Below are 22762 nucleotides of genomic sequence, written 5' to 3'. Positions count from 1 at the left end.
CTTGAAGGAGGTTGCCCTATGGTTGAAGTGAACCGGATAAGCAAGAAATACGGAAGAAAAAGAGTGCTGGACGAAGTTACGTTCACAGCGGAGAAAGGCCAGATCACGTGCCTGGTAGGCATGAATGGGGTAGGCAAGTCAACGGTCCTGAAATCCATTATGGGGCTGACGCCGGTTAGCGGCGGCCATATTCGAATCGACGGCCAGCCGATGAATAAGCGGCTCTACGAAAAAATCGCATATATTCCGGATACGCTGACGATGCCGCCCTCTATGAAGATCGGTGAGGCGATGGACTTTATGCAGGATTTTTATGAATCCTGGAACGTGCGACGCGCTGTGGAACTGCTCGCTTTTTTCAAGCTGAAGGAAGGGGACCGGATCGGTGATTTGTCCAAAGGGAACGCGGCCAAGGTCAATCTGCTGCTCGGCTTGTCGCTTGACGCGGATTATGTATTGATGGACGAGCCTTTTTCCGGGATCGATATTTTCAGCAGGGAGCAGATTGCCGCCGTGTTCACCAGCCATTTGATCGAAGAACGCGGGGTCATCATTACGACGCACGAAATTCATGATATCGAGCATTTGATCGACAAGGTCGTGCTGCTTGACCAAGGCAGGGTGATGAAAGAGTTTATCGCGGAAGATATCCGCATGAAAGAAGGCAAGTCCGTCGTGGACGTGATGAGAGAGGTGTATTTGGCATGAATCGTTACTGGAAGCTTCTGAGCTGGGAAATGAACCGGTTCGCCAAAATTTACGGTGTATTATGGCTTGTAGTTCTGCTCTCGCAAATGACCGGCGTGTTTTTGTACGCCCATAATTATACGAGTATTGCTGACGAAAGAATGTACAATGATTCTTTAACCGCAGCCGAATACGCCACCCGTTTTGGGCCGGCGAGCTTTGAACATACGATCTCGTCTTCCTGGTTTGAAGCGCCATTTTCTTTGTGTGCGGCGGCGCTCCTGCTGTATGTATTCCTGATCTGGTATCGGGACTGGTTCGGCAAACATACTTTTGCCTACCGGCTTCTCATGCTTCCGACTTCGCGGATGAATGTGTTTTGGGCCAAGCTGAGCGCCATTCTGCTGTTTGTGCTGGGATTTGTCGCTTTCCAACTGCTGATTCTTCGGCCGCAGCTGCTCTTTTTCAATCTGATGATTCCGAGTGAATTCAGGGTTCCTGTATCCATGGGGGAGCTGATTTCAAGCAGTTCCAACTTGGGTACGGTCATTCCCCGGCATTTCTTTCAGTTCGTCCTGTATTACGGCGCTGGAATTATGGCAGTAACGGTCGTTTTTGCGGCCATTTTGCTGGAACGCAGCTTCCGCATCAAGGGAATCGTCGCAGGCATTGTTTATGCGGCACTGGCCGGTTTATTGCTCCTATTGCCCATGTTCATCGCTAAAAACCTGCTTCCGAATTATTTTTATCGCAGCGAGTTATATTTGATGGAAGCCGCCGCCGGGCTTGTGGTGCTGGGCGTCTCGCTGTGGTTCAGTTCCTATCTGCTTCGTAACAAGGTAACCGTCTAAGGAGGAGTAAGAATGAAGCGTTATTGGAAATTAGCCGTGCTCATTCCTCTTATCGTTGTGTGCATAGGCATTTATTATATATGGCTGTCCAGCGGTGCTTATCCGCAATACGTTTTGAAGTGGCAGGAGGGTAACGAAAAAGAGGCTTTGCCGGTCTTACTTCAAGCTAATTACAGAAATGAACCGCTCAGTATCAGTTCGGCCGGAAGCCTGTATCGCAACGAGCAGTCCGTTCGGGAAATAACGGATGCTTATAATATGTTTAACGATGACTTTAACAAGCTTGTGAAGGAACACCGTTCGTTCATGCGGGGGAAAAGAAACCTCGGCGGCGTCTACGAGGATGACCGCATTATCGGGTATGCGGATATCAAATACGAGTCCGATTCGAAAAAAAGCAATTTTTTAGCCTTCCATCCTTTCAATTTCCGTTTTGCCGTGTCGGTATACGATAAGTCGCGGAAAGAAAGCTCTTCCTTCGAGGTCAATGTGCCAAGGGAGAACGAATATAATAATCTGAATATGGCTGAAGTTCAAATCGACGGTCAGAATATGAAGCTGATTACATATAATTCCAAGCGAAATCCAAACAAGCAGGGAAGCTACATTTCGGAAGTTCATCTGTATACGCTGAATTTGGACGCGAAAACTGTGGCCGAGGATCAGGCGATTTTAACTGGTCTTGTACAGGACGACGATAACCCGATCGACATCGGGGGTGTGCTTGAGGCGAATCCGACGAAGGCAAGCCGCTACGCTATTTTTAATCTTACATATTCCAAAAAGAATACGGCAAAACAATCATCGGAAACGGTTGCTTCTCGGGAGTATGTAAAGGATAAAGAGGAACTGATTGTCTACGACATACCAAGCGGCAAGCTGGCGGTGATACAGGATGCAGCGATAACAAGTTTGCTGAAAGAAACCGATGCCGTCACAGTCAGACACTCCGGGAACGAGCTGTTCCTGACCTCATGGAAGGACCCCAAAGGGCCCCGTGTTATCCGATATAGTCTGGCGGACAACAAAATTATGAAAGATCTGACGATAGCGTTCAAAGACGGGGGCAAAGGCGGGGAAGAGGTGCGAACCGCAAGTATTGCGAATAATCGTATATACATGCTGGTTAACTCGATGAAGGATGAAACATCCCCTCCAAGGGTAGTCATCGCCGAACTGGACAACGGAACGGTCGTTTATCAGGGCGCGGTCGCGACCAACGATAATCGGAAGTTTAGAAATTTGACGATTTTTGATATAGAAGGCAAACAGCAAGAAGAGCCGTCCCGGCAGTCGGCCTGGGCCCTTCTGCCGCCGTCGTAATACGAAGAACCTCCGCGCTGCGCGCATGCAGCGGTCTGGAGGTTTTTTCGTTACCACATAAGAATGTTTAAGTTCTTTACAGCGCTATAGCGCGTAGAACAGCATTCTTATTGGCGAATAAACCTACCTCTAAACGCGGTCGCTCATCTTCGAAAAGACCTCGATAGAGGTTTATCTCATTGATCGAAGGGCCATACGCGTCCGCTCCTCGGAGTATCGAGTCTGTAATCGGAATACTTCACGTCATAGAACCCGTATGACCTGACAGCGCATTTTCAGCGCACATTCAGTGCACTTTCAGTTGGTTGTGCTACGATAATTGTTAAGGATGTTCGCATGGCTATGGAGAAAATCCCGTTGGAATAAGCGGCAGGCAGGCCGATTCCGCGCCGCCGTTTTTTGGCGGTGGCGGTTGGAGCATCGGCTGCCGTACTATCGGCGGCGCTTTATTTCCCGCTGCGGCCGTGCTATACTTTTGTAAATTTGCATGCGGAAGAGGACGAACAGATGGCGACGATCAAGGATGTGGCTGAGAAAGCGGGAGTAACCGTTACAACGGTTTCCAGGGTTCTCAATAACCGTGGCTATATTAGCGACGCTACCCGGCAAAAAGTACATAAAGTCATGGAAGAGCTGCAGTATCAGCCCAATGAAATTGCGCGCTCGCTTATGCGCAAAAAATCGATGATGCTGGGATTGATCATTCCCGCCATTGCTCATCCTTTTTTCGGGGAGCTGGCGAATAAGCTGGAAAATTACGCCTCTCTCAAAGGGTACAAAATTTTACTGTGCAATTCCCGGCTCGACCAGGCGAAGGAAAAAGAATATATCGATATGCTCAAGAGCAATCGCGTCGATGGCATTATTATGGGCAGCCACACGCTGGATGTGCTTGAGTATTTACAGCTTCGCAAGCCCGTCGTGACGTTTGACCGGCGCATTGCGGATATCCCCTACGTATCCTCGGATAACTATCAGGGCGGCGTAATGGCGGCGGAATTGCTGATCCGCAAGGGATGCAGAAACATTGGGCATATTTGCGGCAATTTGTCCCTGGACATGCTGGGCAACCGCCGGACCGAAGGGTTTGTGGCAACGCTCAAACGGCATTCGCTGGAGCCCGTCATTATCGAGCTCGGAACGGATGTGTTCGAAAGCGGCGACTACGAAAGGGCGGTCAGGCGGATGCTGGCCGACTATCCGGAGGTGGACGGCGTTTTTGCAAGCAGCGACATGATCGCCTACTATATGATCAAAGCTTGCACATCGCTCGGAATTCGAATTCCGGAGCAGTTGAAACTGATCGGCTACGACGATATTCAGTTCTCCTCGCTGGTGACGCCGGGGCTGACCACGATCAGACAACCGCTCGAAGCGATGAGCCGGATGGCGCTCGACATTATCGACAGACTGACGGCAGGGGAAACCGTCCCTTTGGAGAACGTGCTTCCCGTGACTTTGGTGGAACGACAAACTACGTAAACGAAAAAGCCGAATCCCTTTTGCGGGATAAGGCTTTTTTTGCGCATATGGTTCATTTTGCGGAAAAGCCCGCAATCGTGCAGGAATTCCTGATAAAAATGGGCCCACAGGCCGTGGAGCCGGAGACCCGGAATGCGCAGCGGCACGTCGAGCAGTTTTTGCATATCCATCCGTCTGATTTCAAAATAAAGGCAGAGTGACCGGAAAAGCCAAAGGAGGACTTATGCCCTCCAATAAAATTACAGCTCTTATACATGCGCCGCCAAAAAAGCGCGGACGATATCAAGCACCTTCGGCGTCCAAAAGCGCGCCCCGTGCCCCGCTCCTTTCACCTTATAGAAGGTTGCCTGATGCCCCGCTTCCTTTAAAGATTCGTATAATAAAACGCTTTGGTTGAAAGGAACGATTTCATCTTGATCGCCATGCATAATTAAAAACGGCGGAAGCGGCTTCTCTTTGGAAATATAGAAAATCGGATTTGTCAGGGCCGCCTTCTCCTTGTTCTGTTGAATCGGGCCGCCGATCAGCAAAGATTCGGGAGAACCGGCCGCGTCATGGTCGATCCTGGACGGATATTTGCTCATTTGAAGAATGTCGGTCGGCCCGTAAAAATCGATAACTGCGTTGACGCTGCTCGGTTGTTCCGGGAATAAATCCGAATCGAAGCCGGCTACGCCTTCGCTGACCCCTGTAAGCGCTGCCAGATGTCCTCCCGAAGAATCTCCCCAGACAGCAACCCGGCCCGGATCAATTTGATAGGTTGCGGCATGTTTTCTTAAATACCGGATAGCCGTTTTCACGTCCTGGATTTGAGCCGGAAATTTGGCTTCGAGCGAATGCCTGTATTCGACGCTTGCTACAACGTAGCCATGATGGGCAAAATCGGATAACTGCGGGATGGCCGTATACCGTTCCTGCGGAAGCCAGCCTGATCCTTGAATGTAAACTAGCAGCGGGAACGGTCCCTTGCAGTGAGCCGGCTTTATAAGATTGATACGAATATCGCGCTCTCCGAAAGAGGCGAAAACGATGTCCGGTATGTACTTGGCGATATAGCGATCTTCTTCGTCTCCGCTTACGATCTGCATTTCTTCGGATTCGTAGTTATCCACAGGAACTTTGACTTGAAGAAAAGTCAATTTGGGGGCTTCCATTTGTTAATTCCTCCTTAGTTTGGCGGATCGTTTTACTGGCCGATTGCGGCAATTCGCACCGCGCGCAGCTCTCAGCCCGCGGTGTTGTGCTGCATGACGGCGGCCGGTCGACCACATGGGCACGGCATTCTGCGAGGCAATCGGGATTTGGGATTTGGAGAATCGTGAAACCGCTAACGACACTTGCGTCAATGTTATTCAGAACGCCCGAGAAAGTCGCGAGCGTTATCCAGAACCACCGGAGAAAGGCACCGATGGTATCCAGGACGCCCGAGAAAGTCTTGGGGGAGCTGTGCTCGAAGCAATGGTGTTTCGCTTTCCCGCCCAAGCCGATGCGGTCGCCTGTGAAGCGGATTGGCCACCCGAAAAACCTGCGAAAGTGCAGGCTTTTTCGACGGAAGCGGTTCGTTTTGTGGAAAAGCCTGCAATTGTGCAGGAATTCCCAATAAAAACGGGTCCAAGCTAGAATATTGGTGGAAAAGCCTGCACATTTGCAGGAATGTTGCGTTCTGAGCGTACCAACGAGGAAAAAGATGTACTTTTGCAGGTTTTCCACGCGTTGCCAAGTAGAAATGCTGCCTCTTAGCATGCGGGTTCTTCAACAGTCACACATTTGCAGGCGTTTCTCCACGTTGCCGAGTAGATTTGCCAGCTCTAGCGAGCGAGAATTCAGCAAATACTTGCGGATGGCGGGGTGGCGAAAAGCGGCTGTTTGCGCTCGTTCGATGATGCAACTAGTGTAATCGGTATAGTTACACAAATTAGTATAGATTTGCCTGTACCTATAGTCAATATCCTCGGTAAAATGCTCCCTTTTCAGGTGCCGGTAAACAACAAAACTCGATGATATGTCAAACGATTGACATAACACCGGCGGATCACTATAATCTCACTTAGATACGGTTTGGGGAGCAGGGCTCCGCCAAATGGGAAAGAAGGGTGCGCGATGAGCTATACCAGGGAAAAGGCCGACGCGTTTATTCGCGAGAATAAGCATTTGCTTCGCAATGATTATCGGCCAGGGTATCATTTGGCCGGGGAATTGGGCTGGATCAACGATCCGAACGGTTTTGTCCATTTTCAGGGAGAATACCATTTGTTTTATCAGCATTATCCGTATAAGCCTGTCTGGGGGCCGATGCATTGGGGGCATGCGGTCAGCCGGGATTTGATCCGCTGGTCGTATCTGCCGGTTGCGCTCGCTCCGGACCGGGAATACGACAAGGACGGCTGCTTCTCGGGCAGCGCGATTGTGAAGGACGGGCAATTGACGCTTATGTATACCGGGCATGTGGTGACAGGCCCCGATAAAGACCGCGATTATGTGCAGACCCAGAGTCTGGCGCTGTCGGTGGACGGGGTCGCTTTTACGAAAAGCGGGCTCAATCCGGTCATCCCTGCGTCCCAAATCCCGGCTCATGCCAGCCAAAAAGATTTTCGCGATCCGAAGGTGTTCGAGCGGGACGGGCAATACTACGTCGTGCTCGGCTCCAACGACGGTGCCGGCAGCGGAATTATTTTGATGTACCGGTCGGCGGATTTGCGGGAGTGGACGTTCGCCGGCGAAATTGCCAGGAGCGATGGCACGCTGGGAGATAATTGGGAATGTCCGGATTTATTCCGGTTGGAGGACCGCGACGTGCTGATGATGTCCCCGCAGCGCATGCCGTCGCAGGGCGATAACTATCATAATTTGCATTCCACGGTTTTCATGCTGGGCAGGCTGGACACGGCGGAAGGAAAGTTCCATTACGACAGCTACAGCCCGATCGACTATGGGTTCGATTTTTACGCGCCGCAAACGTGCGAGGACGATCGGGGAAGACGCATCATGGTCGGATGGATGGACATGTGGGAATCGGACATGCCGACTCAGCAAGGACACTTTTGGGCGGGGGCGATGACTCTGCCGCGGGAAGTCAGGCTGCATGGCGACAAGCTGCTCTTCGTGCCTGTGCAAGAAATAGAGGCTTATCGGGAACAGCCGTATGAGCTTGCGGCACAAGAGCTTGACGGCGAACTGACGCTCGGCTGCACGGGGGACCGCTACGAGCTGGATGTTGTCATCGAGGCGGGGGAAGCGTCCGCGTTCGGCTTGAAGCTGCGCCAGGGTGCGGAAGAAGAGACGCTGATCGCCTACGATACAGTTTCCGGTTTGCTGCGCTTCAACCGCGACCGTTCGGGAAGCGGGCCGAAAGGCGAGCGCAGAACCGCGGTAGAGCTTAAGGATAACAAGCTTGCTCTGCGAGTATTCGTAGACCGCTCTTCCGTCGAGGCGTTCATTCAAGACGGCGAGAAAGCTATGACCGGGCGGATCTACCCGGGGCCGGAATCGCTGGGCATTCAGCTTTTCTCTGAAGGGCAGTGCCGGATCGTTTCGCTGCGCAAATGGGACATTCGTTAAGAGGAGGACAGCACATGAGAACTGTATATACAATTGGCGAAGCATTGATTGATTTTATACCTGCGGAGACCGGCGTCCCGCTGAAGACGGTCGGCAGTTTTGCCAAAGCGGCGGGCGGAGCGCCGGCGAATGTCGCTTGTACGGTCGCGAAGCTCGGAGGGCGGAGCGCTTTTATCGGCAAGCTCGGCGAAGATGCCTTCGGCGATTTTCTTGTGGAGACGCTGGATCGGCTTGGCGTGGATACGCGTTATGTATCCCGCACCGCACAAGCGAATACGGCGCTCGCGTTCGTCAGCCTGCAGGCGGACGGCAGCAGGGATTTTTCGTTCTATCGCAAGCCGAGCGCAGACATGCTGCTGGAGGAAAGTGATATCGACGCATGCCCGTTCGCGGCGGGGGATTTGCTGCACTTCGGCTCCGTCGATCTGATCGAAGCGCCCGTGAAGTACGCGCATATCAAAGCGATCGAAACGATGAAAAGCCGCGGAGGCTTAATCAGCTTCGATCCGAACGTCAGGCTCCCGCTGTGGAACAGCGCGGAGGAGTGCCGCCGGACGATTCTGGAGTTTATTCCGCGCAGCCATATGGTCAAAATCAGCGATGAAGAGCTCGCCTTCATCACCGGAATCGAGGACGAAGCCGAGGCGATTGCATCGCTGTTCGCGGGCGATGTCGCGCATGTCCTCTATACGCGCGGCTCAAAAGGGGCTTCATGGCATACGCGAACCGGAAACGTCTCGGTTCCGGGACATGCCGTGCAAGCCGTCGATACGACCGGCGCTGGCGACTCGTTCATCGGCGCGCTGCTGTACCGGCTCAGCCTCGAAGCCGGGACGCTGCGCGAGCTGGACAGCGGCGTGATGCAGCAGGCGCTGTCCTTCGCCAACGCAGCCGCGGCGCTGACGACGACGCGCCACGGCGCGATCCCCTCGCTGCCGACGCTGGAAGAGGTGCGGCAGTTCGTTGCCGCGCGCTAGCCGCGCAGGCATGCAAGCTGCCGCTAAGCCGTGCTGCGGCCTGCGCCTGTTGGAGCTGACGGCCCGGCAGCTGGTAGTCGCCTTTAGCCGGTGCCGCTCCAGAAAGCCTGCAAAAGTGCAGGCTTTTGCTCGCTGATACGCTTTCCTCGAACAATTCCTGCAAATCTGCAGTTATTTTGCCGACATTTAGGGCTCAGGCCCCTCATGATCGTAAATTCCTGCACAATCGCAGGCTTTTCACCAAAACGGGCCGCTTTCGCAGAAAAAACCTGCACTTTTGCAGGTTTTCCCAACGCCGCTAAGCCGTCGGCAATGACGCCGTCCGGTGGCGCGACAAAAAGACCGTTTCAAGTCCTAAACAGAGGCTTGAAACGGTCTTATCGTTGTTGCTCTTTGCGATGTGCCTTTTCCTCGAGTTCCCTCTTCTTCTTTCTGTATGCTTCAACGGTTGCGATTGCCAATTCTTTCTCTTCATCTGTCCAGGATGCCCCAAATGACGGGCTTGTCTCCGACTTAGGCTTGTCGGTGCGACCAAGCAAATAGTCTGTGTCTACCTGGTACAAATCGGCAAGCTTTTTTAATGTTTCAGTATCGGGGTCTCGATAGTTGCGCTCATAATTGGACAGAACTGAGTTAGTGATTCCAATTTGGTCAGCAACATATTTTTGTGACCATCCTTTTTTGTCACGTTCGTTTTTTAATCGCGTTCCAAGGGACATGGATTCATACCGCCTATTTGCCTGCTTTTGAAAATAATCGTAGCATTATTTCGCACCCTGCTAAATAAAATCAACTATTAGTTGATTTTGTGGTTGTTTTCAACGTTTTGTTGAGTTATAATCGGTTCATCATTCAACTTTACGTTGAATTGAATTCATGAACTTTACAAAGGAAGGTGAAGGGATGGAACAATTGCTGCGCAAGTACGAGTCTGTAGTCGAGGAAGAACAAATTCTGAACGAAAGAATCAGGGTATGTAATGAATGTGTTGAAATCATATTGGATTTTATTGAAAAGAGGGCAGATCAGATCCATGTGCTTACAGCGGAGGATATTGTTTCGGCCGCGCATACAATCGGTAAGGATTTGCAGACAGAGTTGCTTCATATAAGATTGCTTTCGATATATTTCTCGATCCCGCCAGTACGCCCCAAAGAACACCTCCCGAGGCGTTCTTTTTTCTTTTTGCCCGGTTTTCCTGGGCCTTGGCGCGGTGCAGCCGGTCGGAGGAAATATGTGAGTTCGGACCCAAGAGAGGACCATAGCGGCACTCGAAGGCACGTTTAGAATCAGATGGCGGATATAGTAAATTTTACTAGAGGCCGTCAGACGGCTCCCCGGCTTGCGGCGAAGTTGTTTTGTATACGCATTCATTTGTATAAAAGAGAAAAATATGCACTCGATCCGGTTATTTTTTATGGAAGTGCAGACTTTGGTAGGAGAGTACATGGGATCAGAGCATAGCAAAAAAATGGTTAAAATTATCCTGTAACAAAATGCAAAACCCGAAAAATAGGTCGATGCGATGGACGCATGGGTCGGCAAAATCGGGACTAAGCACCTAAAAAATGCTCATTTTCAGCGTTTATGGACAAAAAAGTGGAAAAAAAAGCGAAACCTATAAAGGTTTCAGATAAGAATCTGTCGACTTATTCATTTTCGTGCATGATCATGAAATAATTATTTTCAAGATCTATTTTGGGAAAGGGGAGAGTTCGTTCTAAAGGACCTATAAGTAAGTATGATTAATATTCAGAAAATTTAATTAATGAGATAAACTTCTATCGAGGTCTTTCGAAGATGAGCGACAGCGTTTAGAGGCAGGTTTATTCGCCAATAAGAATGCTGTTCTTCACGCTTTAGCGCTGTAAAGAACTTAAACATTCTTATGTGGTAAAAAAATGCATAAAGGAATGGTGCTGCGATGAAGCCAATGGCCGCAAAAGAGGACGGCGCCATTTATTTTTACCGATACACGTCGCTTTCGCTCACTTCTATCGTTTTTTTGTTGGGGGACAGCAATCCGCCGTCTATGTGGAAAATGGGCGTTGTATTGGCGCTGTTCATTGCGGTGAAATGGATAACGGCGTTTTACCGGAGAAGCCATAAAGGCTCCCGGACGTTCAAAGTGACCGTGGGCCTGGAGATGGCCGGCATGATTTGCCTGCTGATTTCCACCGGCGGCATGGATAGTCCCTTTCTCTGGTGTGTGATGAACCCGACCCTGATCGCAGCAAGCTACCTCTCCACGGTGTACTGCTGGTTTATTCTGCTCGGATACCTCCTGTTCGTAACGTCATTCTCTTATTTTATCGCCGGCAACAGCGACCACTCGATCTGGAGAATCGTGTTGGACAACAGCGACTTTTATCTGGTGCTGCTCCTGATGACGCTTGCCATTCAGGTGCTGGCCGGCATGAAAAACAAGCTGGAGAGAGCCAATACGCGAACCAACGAGACGATGGAGCATATCAAATCCTTGTATCAAATCGTCGAAGCGGCCACTCAAAGCGAATCGGGCAACCTGCAGAAAATTTTTGCCGAGTTCGCGTTCAAGCTGACGAAGCAAAAGATGGCGTTCTTCTGGGACGTCAACGGCGAGGACGACGAGGACAAGCTTATTGTCCAAGGCAAAAGGTTCAAGGATACCGAGGCTTCCCTATGCGCAGCCATTGAGTCGAATTTGACCGGACTGCGGAGGCAGGACAACTGCACGGTGATGAATTTGCCCGGCCACGGCGAGTTTCTGATCACGCCGGTCAAGTCGGCGAGCAAATTTTGGGGAGTGCTCGGCATCAAGATCGAACGCTGGAATCACGAGGAAGGAAGCCGGTGGTTCGTGCAGCAGCTTTATTTCCTCTCCGAACTGTGCGCGGTCATTCTTGAGCGGCACCGGCTTGAGCGCATCGAAAATCAGCTGATGATTATCGAGGAGCAGAACCGGATCGCCGACGAAATGCATGACAGCGTCTCACAGCACATGTTCGGCATCGTGTACGCGATCCACTCGCTCAACCGCAAATGGCAGGACATCCCGGCAGACCAGCTGAAGACACAGCTGGAATTTATCCGGGAATCCGCCAACACCGCTTCGCAAGAACTTCGCACGACCATTTACAGTCTCAGCTCCAGAAAAAGCGGCGCCGCCTTTTGGCTGAGCACGGTCCAGGCTCATCTGGACAGCTTGTCCAAGCTGTATGCCGTGAAAATCCGCCTGAACGTAACGGGAGACGATCACCGCCTTCCGGTCAGCCACCAGAAAGCTTTATCCAGAATTATTTCCGAGGCTGCGGGCAATGCGATCCGACACGGCTCCAGCAGTTCCATCGTCGTGGAATTATGTCTGAAACCAAGCGAGGTCAAGCTGGCCGTCAGCGATAACGGGGAAGGGTTTGACGTCAATGTGCATATGTCGGATCCGAAAGTTTCGGGACTGGGGCTCAGCAATATGAAATTCCTCGTGCAATCGTTAGGCGGAACGCTGCAAATTTCCAGCAACCAAGGAGAGGGCACGCGCATCTCCGTGTTCATCCCTATGGATCAACAGGACAAAAAAGCTTTGGAAGAGGTTATGGGGTAAAGCCGGTAGTTTCTCATTCGATGAAAGAAGGTGTATAAGCGATGAAGATTGTTATTGTAGACGACCATCCTTTGGTGAGAAGAGGGCTTTCAGCCGTATTGAAACTGGAGCGGGACATCGAAATTATGGGCGAATCGGAAATGGTTGAGGAAGCGATGGAACTGATCGAGGAAACGAAGCCCGACCTGGCTATTGTCGACATCAAGCTCGGCAACCGGTCGGGATTTGAAGTTGTTGAGAAGCTGAAAGATACGGACTGCCGTTGTATGATCCTGACATCTTCGATGATGGAGACGGATGTGCGCCGGGCGGAAGCGTCGGGGGCGGACGGGTACGTGCTCAAAGAGGCGCTGCCGGAAGAGCTGCTGCTGGCGATCAAGCTGATTTCCAAAGGGAAACGGTATTACGATCCGGGCTTGATGGAGATGCTGATCAAAAAGGACGACGACGATCAGTTGGACAGGCTGACTCCCAAGGAGCGGGAAGTTCTGATGGGTCTGGGAGAAGGGCTGTCCAACCAGGGGATAGCGCGCAAGCTGACGATTACGGAATTTACCGTCAAGAAGCATGTCAGCCAGGTTTTGAACAAATTGAATTTGAACGACCGGACCCAGGCGGCCCTGTATGCGCAATCCAAAGGGCTGGTTCATTTCAGCGTGGAGCATGCATAATGGAAGTTATGGTACGAAAGTATACCGCCTGGGTAGTACATAGAGGGGATGCAGGATATTCCAATTGATACCTAAAAAATCGTAATATCGGATAATATCATAATATTTGTAATTCATATAAAATAAATGACAAGCAGTTCTATCGGGAGGGTGTTATGGAGAAGACAATACTGGATTACTTCATCCTGATTCGAAAGAAGCTATGGGCTATTGCATTGTTTGTTCTTCTTTCCTGCATGATCACATTCGTCGTCAGCAAAGTGCTCATCAAGCCTGTATATCAGGCCGACAGCCAACTGTTGGTCAACAGCGTTTTTAAAAATTCGGACTCGATACAGCTAAACGATGTCGTGATGAACTTGAATCTGATCGACAGCTACAAGGAGATCATCAAATCGAACGCCATTCTCGACGAGGTGCTCGCCAACCATCCCGAATTCGCGCTAACCAGGGAAAAGCTGGATAAGAAATTGAAAGTAAGCTCCATCGATAAAACGAATATTATCACCGTCGAAGTGGAAGACAACAACTACGGCAAAGCCGTGCTAATCGCAAACGAAATTACGCAAACTTTTGTGAAACGAATCCCGGATCTGATGAATATGAGCAATGTCAAAATATTGACGGCCGCCGATTCCGGCAACCTGCCTCCCTCGGGGAGCGCCGGCCTTGTCATGAATCTCGCAATCAGCTTTGTACTGTCGGCAATGGCCGCCCTCGGCGTCATATTTTTCTTGGAAAACATCAACGACACGCTGCGTTCCGCCAAAGAAGCCGAGCACTACGTAGGGCTGCCGGTGCTTGCGACCATCGAACCGATCAAGAACAATAAAGCCCGGAGCCGCTCAAAAGCTGCGAGCAGAGAGGTGAGTGATACGAAGTATGCCACCGTTAAGTGAAACGCTTGTCACTGCGTCCGAGCCGGCTTCATCCGCCGCCGAGATTTACCGCTCCCTGCGGACCGCAATCAGGCAGAAGAGGGTGAAACAATCGGATGACGGGGTCGTCCTCATGGTCGCCTCGCCGGGCGAGCAGGAAGGCAAGACGACCATCGTAGCGAATCTGGCCGTCACGTATGCGCAGGATGGGAAAACGGTCGTCGTCGTCGACTGCAACTTGCGCAGCTCCTCCGTGCACACCCTGTTCGGATTGCCGGGCCAAACCGGACTTGTGCAGTGCCTGAAATCGGCTTCCGCTGCGAAAGACGCGATCTGCCGGACATCGGTGCCTAACCTGCACGTGCTGCCGGCAGGGGGCCAGCCGCCGAACCCTTCGGAGCTGCTCGGTTCCCGGTCGATGGAGGAACTGCTGGATGAGCTGAAGCGGCAGTACGATGTCGTGCTGCTCGACTCGCCTTCCGCGCTCAGCTTCACGGACGCCGGGCTGCTGGCGGAATACAGCGACGGCGTCATGCTGGTAGCGAAGCACGGTACAACGAAGCGCGAGCATGCCAAGCAAGCGAGGCTCCGGCTCGAGCAGTCGGGCGCCAAGATGCTGGGGATCGTCATGAACGGCTGAAGCGCCGGCCGGCAATCGCTCACAGGGCCGGCCAGGCCTGTGTTTTGCTCCGCCAATTTGATAGGAGGATGAGAGAGATGAAAAAAGTGAAGAAAGCCATTATTCCTGCGGCAGGACTCGGTACCCGGTTCTTGCCCGCAACGAAGGCGATGCCCAAAGAGATGCTTCCGATCATCAACAAGCCGACTATCCAATACATCGTGGAAGAAGCAATCGAATCCGGAATTGAAGACATCATTATCGTAACCGGCAAAGGGAAAAGGGCCATCGAGGATCATTTCGACAACGCTTTTGAACTGGAGAACAAGCTGCTGGAAACCGGCAAGCTGGAACTGCTCCAGGAAGTGCAGCGCTCGGCCAAGGTGGATATTCACTACATCCGCCAGAAGGAGCCCAAGGGTCTCGGACATGCCGTATGGTGCGCCCGAAGGTTTATCGGCAACGAGCCGTTCGGGGTGCTGCTGGGCGACGATATTGTCACAGGCAGGGTGCCTTGCCTGAAACAGCTAATCGAGCAGTATGAATTATCAGAAAATTCTGTCATCGGCGTGCAAACTGTGCCTTCCGAAGTGACGCATCGTTACGGAATCATCGATCCGGGCGCTCAGGATAACAGGTTGTATGAAGTTAACGACTTTGTGGAAAAGCCAAAGCAGGGCACGGCCCCTTCCAATTTGGCGATCATGGGCAGGTACGTATTTTCCCCGCAAATTTTCGATTACCTGGAGCTTCAGGAAAAAGGAGCCGGCGGCGAAATTCAGCTGACGGACGCGATCCAAAAGCTGAACCGGGTCCAGCAGGTGCTCGCTTATCATTTTGACGGCATCCGCTACGACGTCGGGGAACGCCTCGGTTACATTCTCACTACGCTAAGTTTTGCTCTCGAAAGCAAGGATTTGCGCGATCCGGTTCTGGATGCTATGGCTGCCATGCTGATTAAGGAACAATATCCGTCCATTATGGACCATTTAGGAGGTAGGGAGAATGAGTTTGCCAAAATTGCAGGAGGATTATGAGTATGCGGTACCGCAAAAAAATTATTACCGCACTGTGGCGTCAAGGGATCGCGGCCTGGATTCGTATCTGTTCTTCAAACGCGCGCTCGATATCGTATTGTCGTTGTGCGGGATGATTGTCCTGCTCCCCGCAGGGCTGATCATCGCTCTGCTGATCAAGCTGGAAGATCCGAAAGGCACGGTTTTCTTTAAACAGAACCGCGTAGGGAAAGACGAAGCGCTGTTTCCGATGTATAAATTCAGATCGATGGTTTCCAACGCCGAAGAGCTGAAAGCGAAGCTGCTGGAGCAAAACGAAGTCAGCGGCGCGATGTTCAAAATGAAGAACGATCCGCGGGTGACGCGCATCGGCAAAATTTTGCGCAAAACGAGCGTCGACGAGCTACCTCAATTGTGGAACGTGTTCGTGGGCGACATGAGCTTGGTCGGACCTCGCCCCGCTCTGCCGGCTGAAGTCGCGGAGTATACGGCGTACGATAAAAAGCGGCTGGCCGTGACGCCGGGCTGCACAGGGCTGTGGCAGGTGAGCGGGCGGAGCAGCGTCGGATTCAAAGAGATGGTCGAGCTGGACTTGACCTATATCAAAAACCGCACCATTTGGTACGATTTGAAAATTATCGTAAAAACCGTCCGGGTGCTGCTTGGTTCCAAAGATGCCTTTTAATCAGCCTTACAAAGATAAGCCGCTTGTCTCGATCGTCGTATGCACCTATAATCGCGCCGACTTGCTGCGGATTACTTTGGATTCGCTGCCTGGGCTGCCTGGAATCGAAAAAGCCGAAATTGTCATTGTGGACAACAATTCCACCGATCATACGCGCAGCGTTGCGGAACAATTTGCCGAGCGTCAGACAGGCAAGCTGGAGGTCCGCTACCGCTTCGAACGGAGTCAAGGGCTGTCCGTCGCGCGGAATACGGGCGTTCAGGCGGCCCGGGGAGAGATCGTCGCTTTTCTGGACGATGACGCCATACCTTGTCCGACATGGTTAAGCACGATATGCGTGGTTTTTAGCGGCAGGCGCGACGTTGATGCGCTGGGCGGCATCATCCGCCCGAATTTTGAAACGCATCGCCCGGATTGGCTCATTCCGGCGCTCGAACTGCCGTACACGATAGTGAATCTGGGCGATGCGCCCAGGGCGTATCCGGCGGGCCTGCACCCATACGGGGCCAATATGGCGATGCGCAAATCTTTTATGGAAAGCCATCCGTTCCCGGCCGGGCTTGGGCGCAAAGGGCAGCTGCTGCTGTCAGGCGAGGAATCGTGGCTGTTTGACAAGATGAAAAAGGAAGGCAAGACGTTTCTTTATCATCCTGACATGGCTGTCGACCACTTCATCCCGGCCGGCCGGCTGACCAAGGAATGGATTTTGCAGCGCTACTACTATCAAGGCATTTCCAACGGGCTTATGCGCCAGGGATTCGGAGGCAAGCTGTTCCAACTCGTCACGGTCGCAGCGAGGATGGTGTACATTACGGCAGACTCGCTGCTCGCCCGCAGCGAAGGAAGGAAGCTGCTGATCCAGTGCAGGCTGGAAAGCATTCGCGGAACGCTCTATATGCTGAGAAGACGCGAAAATATGCCATCAACCAGGTGAGGACTATGACGGGGCTCCATTTGAACATCAAAAAGCCGGTAACCTATGCGGCCGCCTATTTATTCACTGCGCTGCTTACGGGAGCCGCAGCGGTGTACCAGCCGGCACTTGGCGTCGGTGGAGCCGCCCTCTTACTCCTGCTGGCGGTCACTCTGCACAGACCGGAAACCGTCAGCTATCCGGTGCTGCTGTCAACCGCCATATCCATCAACTACATTATCGATACGAATGTGCTCGGGATTGAAATCATTTCGCTGTATAAGCTCGGCATTTTGGCGCTGCTCGTCCCGTGCATGCTGCGCACCGGCATCCGGCTAAAGTTCATTTATCCGATTGCGGCGCTCACGGCGATGCTGTTCATCACCTTTTTCTTTTCCGAATGGCATCCGAGGCTGACGGCTTCGCTGACGCTCAAAGCCTATATCGGATTGGCGCTGCCCTTCGTCTTCCTGCTGATAGAGTGGAGCCGGGAGATGGCGGCACGGCATATTCAGCTCATCTGCCTGCTTCCGCTCGTCAGCGTTGCGGCGGGGCTGCTGCTCCAGCTCACGCACCTGTACTCTTTCCTGGACGTCGAGTTCACCGGGGCCGTGCGGGTGCAAGGGGCGAATATCGCGCCTCATTTGGCGATGCTCGCTTTTCTCGGGATGACGATCGCGTTGATCGAGACGAAGCGGAATCCGCGGAAGGCGAAATTTTTCTATTTTACGCTCGCCGCCAACTTCGCCGTATTGATCGCGACGGGAACGCGAGGGCCGATTCTGGCCATGCTGGCGATGCTCGCCTATTACTTTTTCGATATGGTCAAACAATATATCAAAGGGAAAGTGATCTTGATCATCCCGCTCGCCTGTTCCTTAGCGCTGATCGGAGCGGCATTGTACGTGCAGTGGGACAATATGACGAAGCGCTCCTTCGAGCGCGAGACTTCTTCGGGAATCGATTTGTCCGGCAGAACCGAAGCGTGGGCGTTTTTCCTGAACGGGGTCAAAGATAACCCGCTGGCGGGCAGAGGGCTCGGCGCCGTTACCGTGGCGAACGACGGCAGCTTATACAAAGGTTTCGTCGTCCCGCACAACGAATACATCCGCTTTTACTACGACGCCGGCTACATGGGCAGCGGGCTGCTGTTTCTTTCGCTGATCATCGTATTTATTTTGATTTACCGGGCTTTGGCGCCCCCGATCAAAGTGTATTATTTGGCGTTTATATGGGGATTTTTCCTCTACTCTTTTTCCGACAATACGCTCTCTACCGTTCAGTTCATCATTCCATTCTGCTGGTATTTGAATTGCCTGTACGTATTGTCCAAGACAACTCCGAACAAAGAAGATGTGATCCCATGAGTAGTAGAGTCAATATGTTCGATGTCAATTTTGACAATTACGATTTTATGGATCTGCTCGGATTCATTGATGACGTGATTCGCCGGAACAACCATTCTTACATTTTAACCTGCAATGTGGATCATTTAATCAAGCTCAGAAAGGATGCCGAATTTCAGAAGGTGTACTCGAACGCAGGGGCCATCGTCGCAGACGGAATGCCGATTGTATGGGCGTCCAGGGTGCTGAGAAAGCCGCTGAAGCAGAAGGTGTCGGGTTCCGACTTGTTCGAGAAGCTGGGCAAAGCTTTTGAACACCGGCAGTACCGCCTGTTCTTCCTCGGATCGGCAAACGGGGTGCCGGAGCGGGCGATGAAAAACCTGAAATCGCTGTTCCCGGGCATCAATATTGTCGGATGCTACTCGCCGTCCTACGGTTTCGAGCATAAAGAAGAGGAGAACCGCCATATTGTCCAGATGCTGATCGATGCCAAACCGGATATCGTTTTCGTCGGCGTCGGAGCGCCAAAGCAGGAGAAATGGATCTACAAGCATTATCTAAAATACCGGGTGCCGGTTTCCATCGGCGTCGGAGCGACCTTCGACTTTATTTCCGGCTCGGTCCAACGGGCTCCTAGCGTGATGCAAAAAATCGGCTTCGAATGGTTCTGGAGACTTGTGCAGGAGCCGAAAAGGCTGTGGAAGCGTTATTTGGTGGACGACTCGATGTTTATCGTGCTGGTATGGATGGAATTCATTAAGCAATTCAAGCTGAAACGGGGGGAAACGGAATGAACAGAGGATTTTCCGGCCGGTATGACTAGGAGCTTCACCGCCGTGTGGGGGCCTGCCATCATTGTGATGGGCGTTATCTTCATGCTTTCTTCCCAATCCTACGAGCAGCAATCGATCAAGAAGCAGCTGACGCGCGCAGTGGAACGGACTGCTCTGAGCCCTTATTTGTCCGATGTCAAGTTTCAATACGGCACCTTGACGGTCGACGGCCGCAAAGACGGGCCGGGGGGCGTGATGGAGTTTATACTCCGCAAGCTGGCCCATTTCACGGAATACTTCCTGCTCAGCCTATGCTTGCTTAAAGCGCTTCGCTATACGACCAGGCTGAGCGTCGCTTATGCCGTGCTTGTTACGATTCTGATTGCGGCCGGATATGCCGTAACGGATGAGATTCATCAATTGTTTGCCGTCAACCGGGGATCCAGGCCGCAGGATGTCATTCTCGATACGGCAGGCGCGGCAGCCGGCATGTTGACGTACATGGCGCTTGCAGGATGGAAGAAGCGCAGACACAGCGAATCTCGCATGACGGAGGGTGTATGAGAACGTTAAGAAGCATGACTGTCATTCCCTTCGCGAATCCGGCGGTAACGGCAAGCTTATGGGCGTGCTCCGCTTTGTTCATGGCTCTGGTTATCGGCTATGCCAGCGCCAAATTGAGCTTCAATGTCAGCATTCAGATCACGATCCTGTGCGTCATTCTATTCCCGGCTTTTATTATGGCTTTGCTGGAATCGCGCCGGATTGTGCCCTACATTTTGTTCATTTGGGCGATATGTCCCGAGATCCGGCGGATTGAGGATTGGCTGGAAGGCTCCTATCATTCGGTTTCCATGTTAAGTCTGGCGCCGCTTTTGACAAGCGCCGTGCTGATTATTCCGGTTCTCGCCAATATGCACAAGCTGGATGCGCCGATCAAAAAAATCATTCTTTTCCTGTCGCTGGCTCTGATTTACGGAACTTTGGTCGGCATTACGAAGAACGGGACGGGAACGTTTTACGATTTGGCCAACTATCTCATTCCGATGCTGCTCATTCCGTATTTTGCCCTTGCTTCCTTCGATAACAAAGACTTGGACGGGCTGCTCATCACCTTTTCCAACGTCGCTATTCTGGTCGCGGTGTACGGGATCATTCAGTATTTGATCGTACCTCCGTGGGACGCATTCTGGATGAATCATGTGGAAATGAACTCGATCGGCAAGCCGTATCCGCTGGAAATACGCGTATTCTCCAGTCTGAATTCCCCGGGCCCGGCCGGCATGTTCATGGGGGCTGCGCTGGCGCCGATGATTTTGGAGAAAAAATGGCGGGGACCGCTCGGCTGGGCAGGCGTCCTGCTGGTCGCCGTGGGCTTGCTCATCACGCTCGTCCGCTCGGCATGGGTGATGCTGTTTATCGATATTTTCGCTTATACGATGATCTCGTCGGGCAAGCAAAAATGGAAACTGCTGACGCAAATGACGCTGGTCGCCGCAGCTTTGTATTTTATCATCCCCAAGCTTCCGGGCGCAGAGGGTCTTGTCGCCAGGATGAACACGATGACCGACATTCAGGGCGATCATTCGTATCAGGAGCGGCTGAGCTTTTTCAACACCGTGTTCCCGGTCATTTTCGGCAAACCGCAGGGCATGGGTCTCGGCAGCATCGGCGTCGGGACGAAGCTGAACAACGATGGAGCGCTTGGCGAATACGGGGTATTCGATAACGGGTTCGTCGCCGTCTTTCTGACCTTCGGCGTGTTGGGCGGCGCAGTGTTTTTCTGGGGTCTGGGGCTGATCATTAAAATGCTCATTGCCCGCCAAGAGGGGAATACCGGGTTGTTGTCTTATCGAAGAATGGGAGTTGCCGCTTTGATCGGAAGTATGGTGAGCTTGATTTTCGAGAACGGCTATACGGGCTTGAGGGGTTTTCTGTTGTGGAAAATGGTCGGCATCGGGATCATGGCGCACAGAACCATCACCCAAAAAAGGAGGCAAAACCCGGATGGAGCAGCCGGTGAATTTAAAAGTAGTCCGCATTAGACCGCTCTTCGGGTTGGTCAGAACGTTATTGTCCAGCAAAAGCAATATGGCCAATACGGTCAGAACGATGTTCTTCAGCATTTTTATACTGGTCATCAATATGCTTACGGGAATTTTGACCGCTCGCTTCCTCGGTCCGTCCGGACGGGGCGAGCAGACGGCCATGGTGCTGTGGTCGCAATTTCTCGCTTTCAGCTTCACGTTCGGCATTCCTTCGGCCTTGATTTACAACATCAAAAAGAACATAAAGGATGCTGCGAAGCTTTATACGACGGCCTTGTGGATGGGACTCGCAGGCGGTGCGATCGCCATGGCGATCGGCGTGGCGGCTCTGCCCTACTGGCTGAAATCCTACTCCCACAGCGTAGTGCTGTTCTCGCAATGGACGATGCTCCTTGTGCCCTTGATCGTATTCTCGCAGATCAACAACGCGATGATGCAGGTGAGGGGCGAATACAAGCTGTATAACCGGATGCGGTTCCTCGTTCCGCTCAGCACGCTGGTGTGCTTGAGCGTTCTGATTTTGACCGGAACGATGAGCGCCCATACGTCGGCAGTCGCTTATTTGGCTCCAGCGATACCCTTCTATATATACACGACTTTGCGGTTAGTCGGGATTTATCGAGTTGTGCTGGAGGATACGCTCCGCTCCTTCAAGCAGTTAATCACGTACGGGCTTGGCTCTTACGGCAACGATTTGATGGGCAATGTCTCTTATTATATCGATCAGATCGTCATCGTGGGGCTGTTGAACCCGGCGGAATTAGGGCTTTATGCAGTAGCCGTCAGCCTCTCGCGGATCGTGAACGTGTTCTCCACTTCCATTATCGTCGTTCTGTTTCCCAAAGCGTCCGGCCTGGAAAAAGAAGAGGTGATCGCGCTGACGTTCCGCGTCTACCGCATAAGCACCTGCATCGCTGTGCTGGCCTCGCTGGTCATCATGCTGGTCGCACCGTTCGTATTAACGCTGTTGTACGGATCTGAATTCAGGGAAGCGCTAGGGGTATTCCGGCTGCTGCTGCTGGAGGTGTCCATCTCCGGCGGAACGATGGTGCTGGCCCAAGCCTTTATGGCGCTTGGGAAACCGAAGATCGTCACCATTCTGCAGGGCCTTGGGCTGCTGCTCGTCATTCCGATGCTGACACTGCTCGTTCCGAAGTTCGGGCTGACCGGCGCAGGACTCGCGATGCTGTCGTCCGTCGTGCTGCGGTTTCTGTTTATTTTGATCAACGTGCGCTTTACTTTAAAAATGAAAATTCCCAACTTGCTGATTACAAGGGAAGATGTGAGATGGTTGATATCGCAGCTATCGGCGTACACCGCCAAAAAATCTGCCAAATCAACGGAATGATGGAGGG

22 protein-coding genes are annotated in these 22762 nt (G+C 52.2%); 20 read left to right on the top strand and 2 right to left on the bottom strand.

The genetic code is table 11. From position 1 onward, the window contains the following. The first annotated feature begins 18 nt into the window (after nucleotides 1–18). The 4 genes from AC6RNO_RS15305 (at nucleotide 19) to AC6RNO_RS15290 (ending at nucleotide 4343) form a co-directional block, all read left to right on the top strand. Nucleotides 19–708 (top strand): ATP-binding cassette domain-containing protein, encoded by a 690-nt coding sequence (locus AC6RNO_RS15305; protein WP_497105947.1) that lies wholly within the window; start codon nucleotides 19–21, stop codon nucleotides 706–708. Further along, nucleotides 705–1538, top strand: coding sequence for a hypothetical protein (locus AC6RNO_RS15300; protein WP_497105946.1), 834 nt, complete (start codon nucleotides 705–707; stop codon nucleotides 1536–1538). Before AC6RNO_RS15305 ends, AC6RNO_RS15300 begins: the two co-directional genes overlap by 4 nt. A gap of 12 nt (nucleotides 1539–1550) precedes the next feature. Further along, nucleotides 1551–2861, top strand: a complete 1311-nt coding sequence (locus AC6RNO_RS15295; protein ID WP_497105945.1) for a hypothetical protein — start codon at nucleotides 1551–1553, stop codon at nucleotides 2859–2861. Between the two features lie 507 nt (nucleotides 2862–3368). Further along, nucleotides 3369–4343, top strand: coding sequence for a substrate-binding domain-containing protein (locus tag AC6RNO_RS15290; protein WP_497105944.1), 975 nt, complete (start codon nucleotides 3369–3371; stop codon nucleotides 4341–4343). 248 nt (nucleotides 4344–4591) lie between these two features. Here AC6RNO_RS15290 and AC6RNO_RS15285 read toward each other — a convergent pair whose 3' ends face one another. Next, a complete protein-coding gene (locus AC6RNO_RS15285) occupies nucleotides 4592–5497 on the bottom strand; it encodes an alpha/beta hydrolase fold domain-containing protein (protein WP_497105943.1) in 906 nt (301 codons plus the stop codon). Between the two features lie 115 nt (nucleotides 5498–5612). Between AC6RNO_RS15285 and AC6RNO_RS15280 the strand changes: the two genes are divergently transcribed. The 3 genes from AC6RNO_RS15280 (at nucleotide 5613) to AC6RNO_RS15270 (ending at nucleotide 8878) form a co-directional block, all read left to right on the top strand. After that, nucleotides 5613–5963: a hypothetical protein gene (locus AC6RNO_RS15280; protein ID WP_497105942.1), complete on the top strand. Its 351-nt coding sequence runs from the start codon at nucleotides 5613–5615 to the stop codon at nucleotides 5961–5963. Between the two features lie 480 nt (nucleotides 5964–6443). After that, nucleotides 6444–7901 (top strand): sucrose-6-phosphate hydrolase, encoded by a 1458-nt coding sequence (locus tag AC6RNO_RS15275; protein WP_497105941.1) that lies wholly within the window; start codon nucleotides 6444–6446, stop codon nucleotides 7899–7901. 14 nt (nucleotides 7902–7915) lie between these two features. Then, nucleotides 7916–8878, top strand: coding sequence for a PfkB family carbohydrate kinase (locus AC6RNO_RS15270; protein ID WP_497105940.1), 963 nt, complete (start codon nucleotides 7916–7918; stop codon nucleotides 8876–8878). A 377-nt stretch (nucleotides 8879–9255) separates the two neighbouring features. On the opposite strand, the gene AC6RNO_RS15265 is transcribed toward AC6RNO_RS15270, so the two are convergent. Beyond that, complete coding sequence (locus AC6RNO_RS15265; RefSeq protein WP_488436068.1) at nucleotides 9256–9597, bottom strand: helix-turn-helix domain-containing protein; 342 nt, start codon at nucleotides 9595–9597, stop codon at nucleotides 9256–9258. 184 nt (nucleotides 9598–9781) lie between these two features. Between AC6RNO_RS15265 and AC6RNO_RS15260 the strand changes: the two genes are divergently transcribed. The 13 genes from AC6RNO_RS15260 to AC6RNO_RS15200 all read left to right on the top strand — a co-directional run bounded on the left by AC6RNO_RS15260 (nucleotide 9782) and on the right by AC6RNO_RS15200 (nucleotide 22755). Beyond that, complete coding sequence (locus AC6RNO_RS15260) at nucleotides 9782–10165, top strand: hypothetical protein (RefSeq protein WP_488436069.1); 384 nt, start codon at nucleotides 9782–9784, stop codon at nucleotides 10163–10165. A gap of 637 nt (nucleotides 10166–10802) precedes the next feature. After that, nucleotides 10803–12458: an ATP-binding protein gene (locus tag AC6RNO_RS15255; protein ID WP_497105939.1), complete on the top strand. Its 1656-nt coding sequence runs from the start codon at nucleotides 10803–10805 to the stop codon at nucleotides 12456–12458. Between the two features lie 41 nt (nucleotides 12459–12499). Further along, nucleotides 12500–13129: a response regulator gene (locus AC6RNO_RS15250; RefSeq protein WP_474684156.1), complete on the top strand. Its 630-nt coding sequence runs from the start codon at nucleotides 12500–12502 to the stop codon at nucleotides 13127–13129. A 155-nt stretch (nucleotides 13130–13284) separates the two neighbouring features. After that, a complete protein-coding gene (locus AC6RNO_RS15245; RefSeq protein WP_497105938.1) occupies nucleotides 13285–14028 on the top strand; it encodes a Wzz/FepE/Etk N-terminal domain-containing protein in 744 nt (247 codons plus the stop codon). Next, the gene (locus AC6RNO_RS15240; protein ID WP_474684158.1) at nucleotides 14012–14647 is read left to right on the top strand and encodes a CpsD/CapB family tyrosine-protein kinase; all 636 of its coding nucleotides are present in this window, start codon (nucleotides 14012–14014) and stop codon (nucleotides 14645–14647) included. The genes AC6RNO_RS15245 and AC6RNO_RS15240 overlap by 17 nt, the downstream gene beginning before the upstream one ends. A gap of 77 nt (nucleotides 14648–14724) precedes the next feature. After that, nucleotides 14725–15663, top strand: coding sequence for a UTP--glucose-1-phosphate uridylyltransferase GalU (gene galU / locus AC6RNO_RS15235; protein ID WP_474684159.1), 939 nt, complete (start codon nucleotides 14725–14727; stop codon nucleotides 15661–15663). Then, a complete protein-coding gene (locus AC6RNO_RS15230; RefSeq protein WP_474684160.1) occupies nucleotides 15632–16327 on the top strand; it encodes a sugar transferase in 696 nt (231 codons plus the stop codon). The genes galU and AC6RNO_RS15230 overlap by 32 nt, the downstream gene beginning before the upstream one ends. After that, nucleotides 16305–17261, top strand: coding sequence for a glycosyltransferase (locus tag AC6RNO_RS15225; protein ID WP_497105937.1), 957 nt, complete (start codon nucleotides 16305–16307; stop codon nucleotides 17259–17261). The genes AC6RNO_RS15230 and AC6RNO_RS15225 overlap by 23 nt, the downstream gene beginning before the upstream one ends. Nucleotides 17262–17266: 5 nt before the next feature. Next, nucleotides 17267–18607 (top strand): O-antigen ligase family protein, encoded by a 1341-nt coding sequence (locus AC6RNO_RS15220; RefSeq protein ID WP_497105936.1) that lies wholly within the window; start codon nucleotides 17267–17269, stop codon nucleotides 18605–18607. Next, on the top strand, nucleotides 18604–19380 hold the full coding sequence (locus tag AC6RNO_RS15215) for a WecB/TagA/CpsF family glycosyltransferase (RefSeq protein ID WP_497105935.1): 777 nt from the start codon (nucleotides 18604–18606) through the stop codon (nucleotides 19378–19380). Before AC6RNO_RS15220 ends, AC6RNO_RS15215 begins: the two co-directional genes overlap by 4 nt. 21 nt (nucleotides 19381–19401) lie before the next feature. Continuing rightward, on the top strand, nucleotides 19402–19923 hold the full coding sequence (locus tag AC6RNO_RS15210) for a VanZ family protein (RefSeq protein ID WP_497105934.1): 522 nt from the start codon (nucleotides 19402–19404) through the stop codon (nucleotides 19921–19923). Further along, nucleotides 19920–21404, top strand: a complete 1485-nt coding sequence (locus AC6RNO_RS15205) for an O-antigen ligase family protein (RefSeq protein ID WP_497105933.1) — start codon at nucleotides 19920–19922, stop codon at nucleotides 21402–21404. Before AC6RNO_RS15210 ends, AC6RNO_RS15205 begins: the two co-directional genes overlap by 4 nt. Next, nucleotides 21367–22755 (top strand): oligosaccharide flippase family protein, encoded by a 1389-nt coding sequence (locus tag AC6RNO_RS15200; RefSeq protein WP_497105932.1) that lies wholly within the window; start codon nucleotides 21367–21369, stop codon nucleotides 22753–22755. Before AC6RNO_RS15205 ends, AC6RNO_RS15200 begins: the two co-directional genes overlap by 38 nt. The last annotated feature ends 7 nt before the right edge of the window (nucleotides 22756–22762 follow it).

This window comes from Paenibacillus sp. sgz302190 (genome assembly GCF_059820445.1).
This window is presented reverse-complemented; position numbering and strand designations above follow the sequence as displayed.

Coding starts and splice junctions, on each gene's coding strand:
- AC6RNO_RS15220 (WP_497105936.1), top strand. CDS start 17,267: ATGACGGGGCTCCATTTGAACATCAAAAAGCCGGTAACCTATGCGGCC.
- AC6RNO_RS15275 (WP_497105941.1), top strand. CDS start 6,444: ATGAGCTATACCAGGGAAAAGGCCGACGCGTTTATTCGCGAGAATAAG.
- galU (WP_474684159.1), top strand. CDS start 14,725: ATGAAAAAAGTGAAGAAAGCCATTATTCCTGCGGCAGGACTCGGTACC.
- AC6RNO_RS15280 (WP_497105942.1), top strand. CDS start 5,613: ATGGGCACGGCATTCTGCGAGGCAATCGGGATTTGGGATTTGGAGAAT.
- AC6RNO_RS15285 (WP_497105943.1), bottom strand. CDS start 5,497: ATGGAAGCCCCCAAATTGACTTTTCTTCAAGTCAAAGTTCCTGTGGAT.
- AC6RNO_RS15245 (WP_497105938.1), top strand. CDS start 13,285: ATGGAGAAGACAATACTGGATTACTTCATCCTGATTCGAAAGAAGCTA.
- AC6RNO_RS15305 (WP_497105947.1), top strand. CDS start 19: ATGGTTGAAGTGAACCGGATAAGCAAGAAATACGGAAGAAAAAGAGTG.
- AC6RNO_RS15265 (WP_488436068.1), bottom strand. CDS start 9,597: ATGTCCCTTGGAACGCGATTAAAAAACGAACGTGACAAAAAAGGATGG.
- AC6RNO_RS15300 (WP_497105946.1), top strand. CDS start 705: ATGAATCGTTACTGGAAGCTTCTGAGCTGGGAAATGAACCGGTTCGCC.
- AC6RNO_RS15290 (WP_497105944.1), top strand. CDS start 3,369: ATGGCGACGATCAAGGATGTGGCTGAGAAAGCGGGAGTAACCGTTACA.
- AC6RNO_RS15215 (WP_497105935.1), top strand. CDS start 18,604: ATGAGTAGTAGAGTCAATATGTTCGATGTCAATTTTGACAATTACGAT.
- AC6RNO_RS15200 (WP_497105932.1), top strand. CDS start 21,367: ATGGAGCAGCCGGTGAATTTAAAAGTAGTCCGCATTAGACCGCTCTTC.
- AC6RNO_RS15230 (WP_474684160.1), top strand. CDS start 15,632: ATGAGTTTGCCAAAATTGCAGGAGGATTATGAGTATGCGGTACCGCAA.
- AC6RNO_RS15295 (WP_497105945.1), top strand. CDS start 1,551: ATGAAGCGTTATTGGAAATTAGCCGTGCTCATTCCTCTTATCGTTGTG.
- AC6RNO_RS15205 (WP_497105933.1), top strand. CDS start 19,920: ATGAGAACGTTAAGAAGCATGACTGTCATTCCCTTCGCGAATCCGGCG.
- AC6RNO_RS15270 (WP_497105940.1), top strand. CDS start 7,916: ATGAGAACTGTATATACAATTGGCGAAGCATTGATTGATTTTATACCT.
- AC6RNO_RS15250 (WP_474684156.1), top strand. CDS start 12,500: ATGAAGATTGTTATTGTAGACGACCATCCTTTGGTGAGAAGAGGGCTT.
- AC6RNO_RS15260 (WP_488436069.1), top strand. CDS start 9,782: ATGGAACAATTGCTGCGCAAGTACGAGTCTGTAGTCGAGGAAGAACAA.
- AC6RNO_RS15255 (WP_497105939.1), top strand. CDS start 10,803: ATGAAGCCAATGGCCGCAAAAGAGGACGGCGCCATTTATTTTTACCGA.
- AC6RNO_RS15210 (WP_497105934.1), top strand. CDS start 19,402: ATGACTAGGAGCTTCACCGCCGTGTGGGGGCCTGCCATCATTGTGATG.
- AC6RNO_RS15240 (WP_474684158.1), top strand. CDS start 14,012: ATGCCACCGTTAAGTGAAACGCTTGTCACTGCGTCCGAGCCGGCTTCA.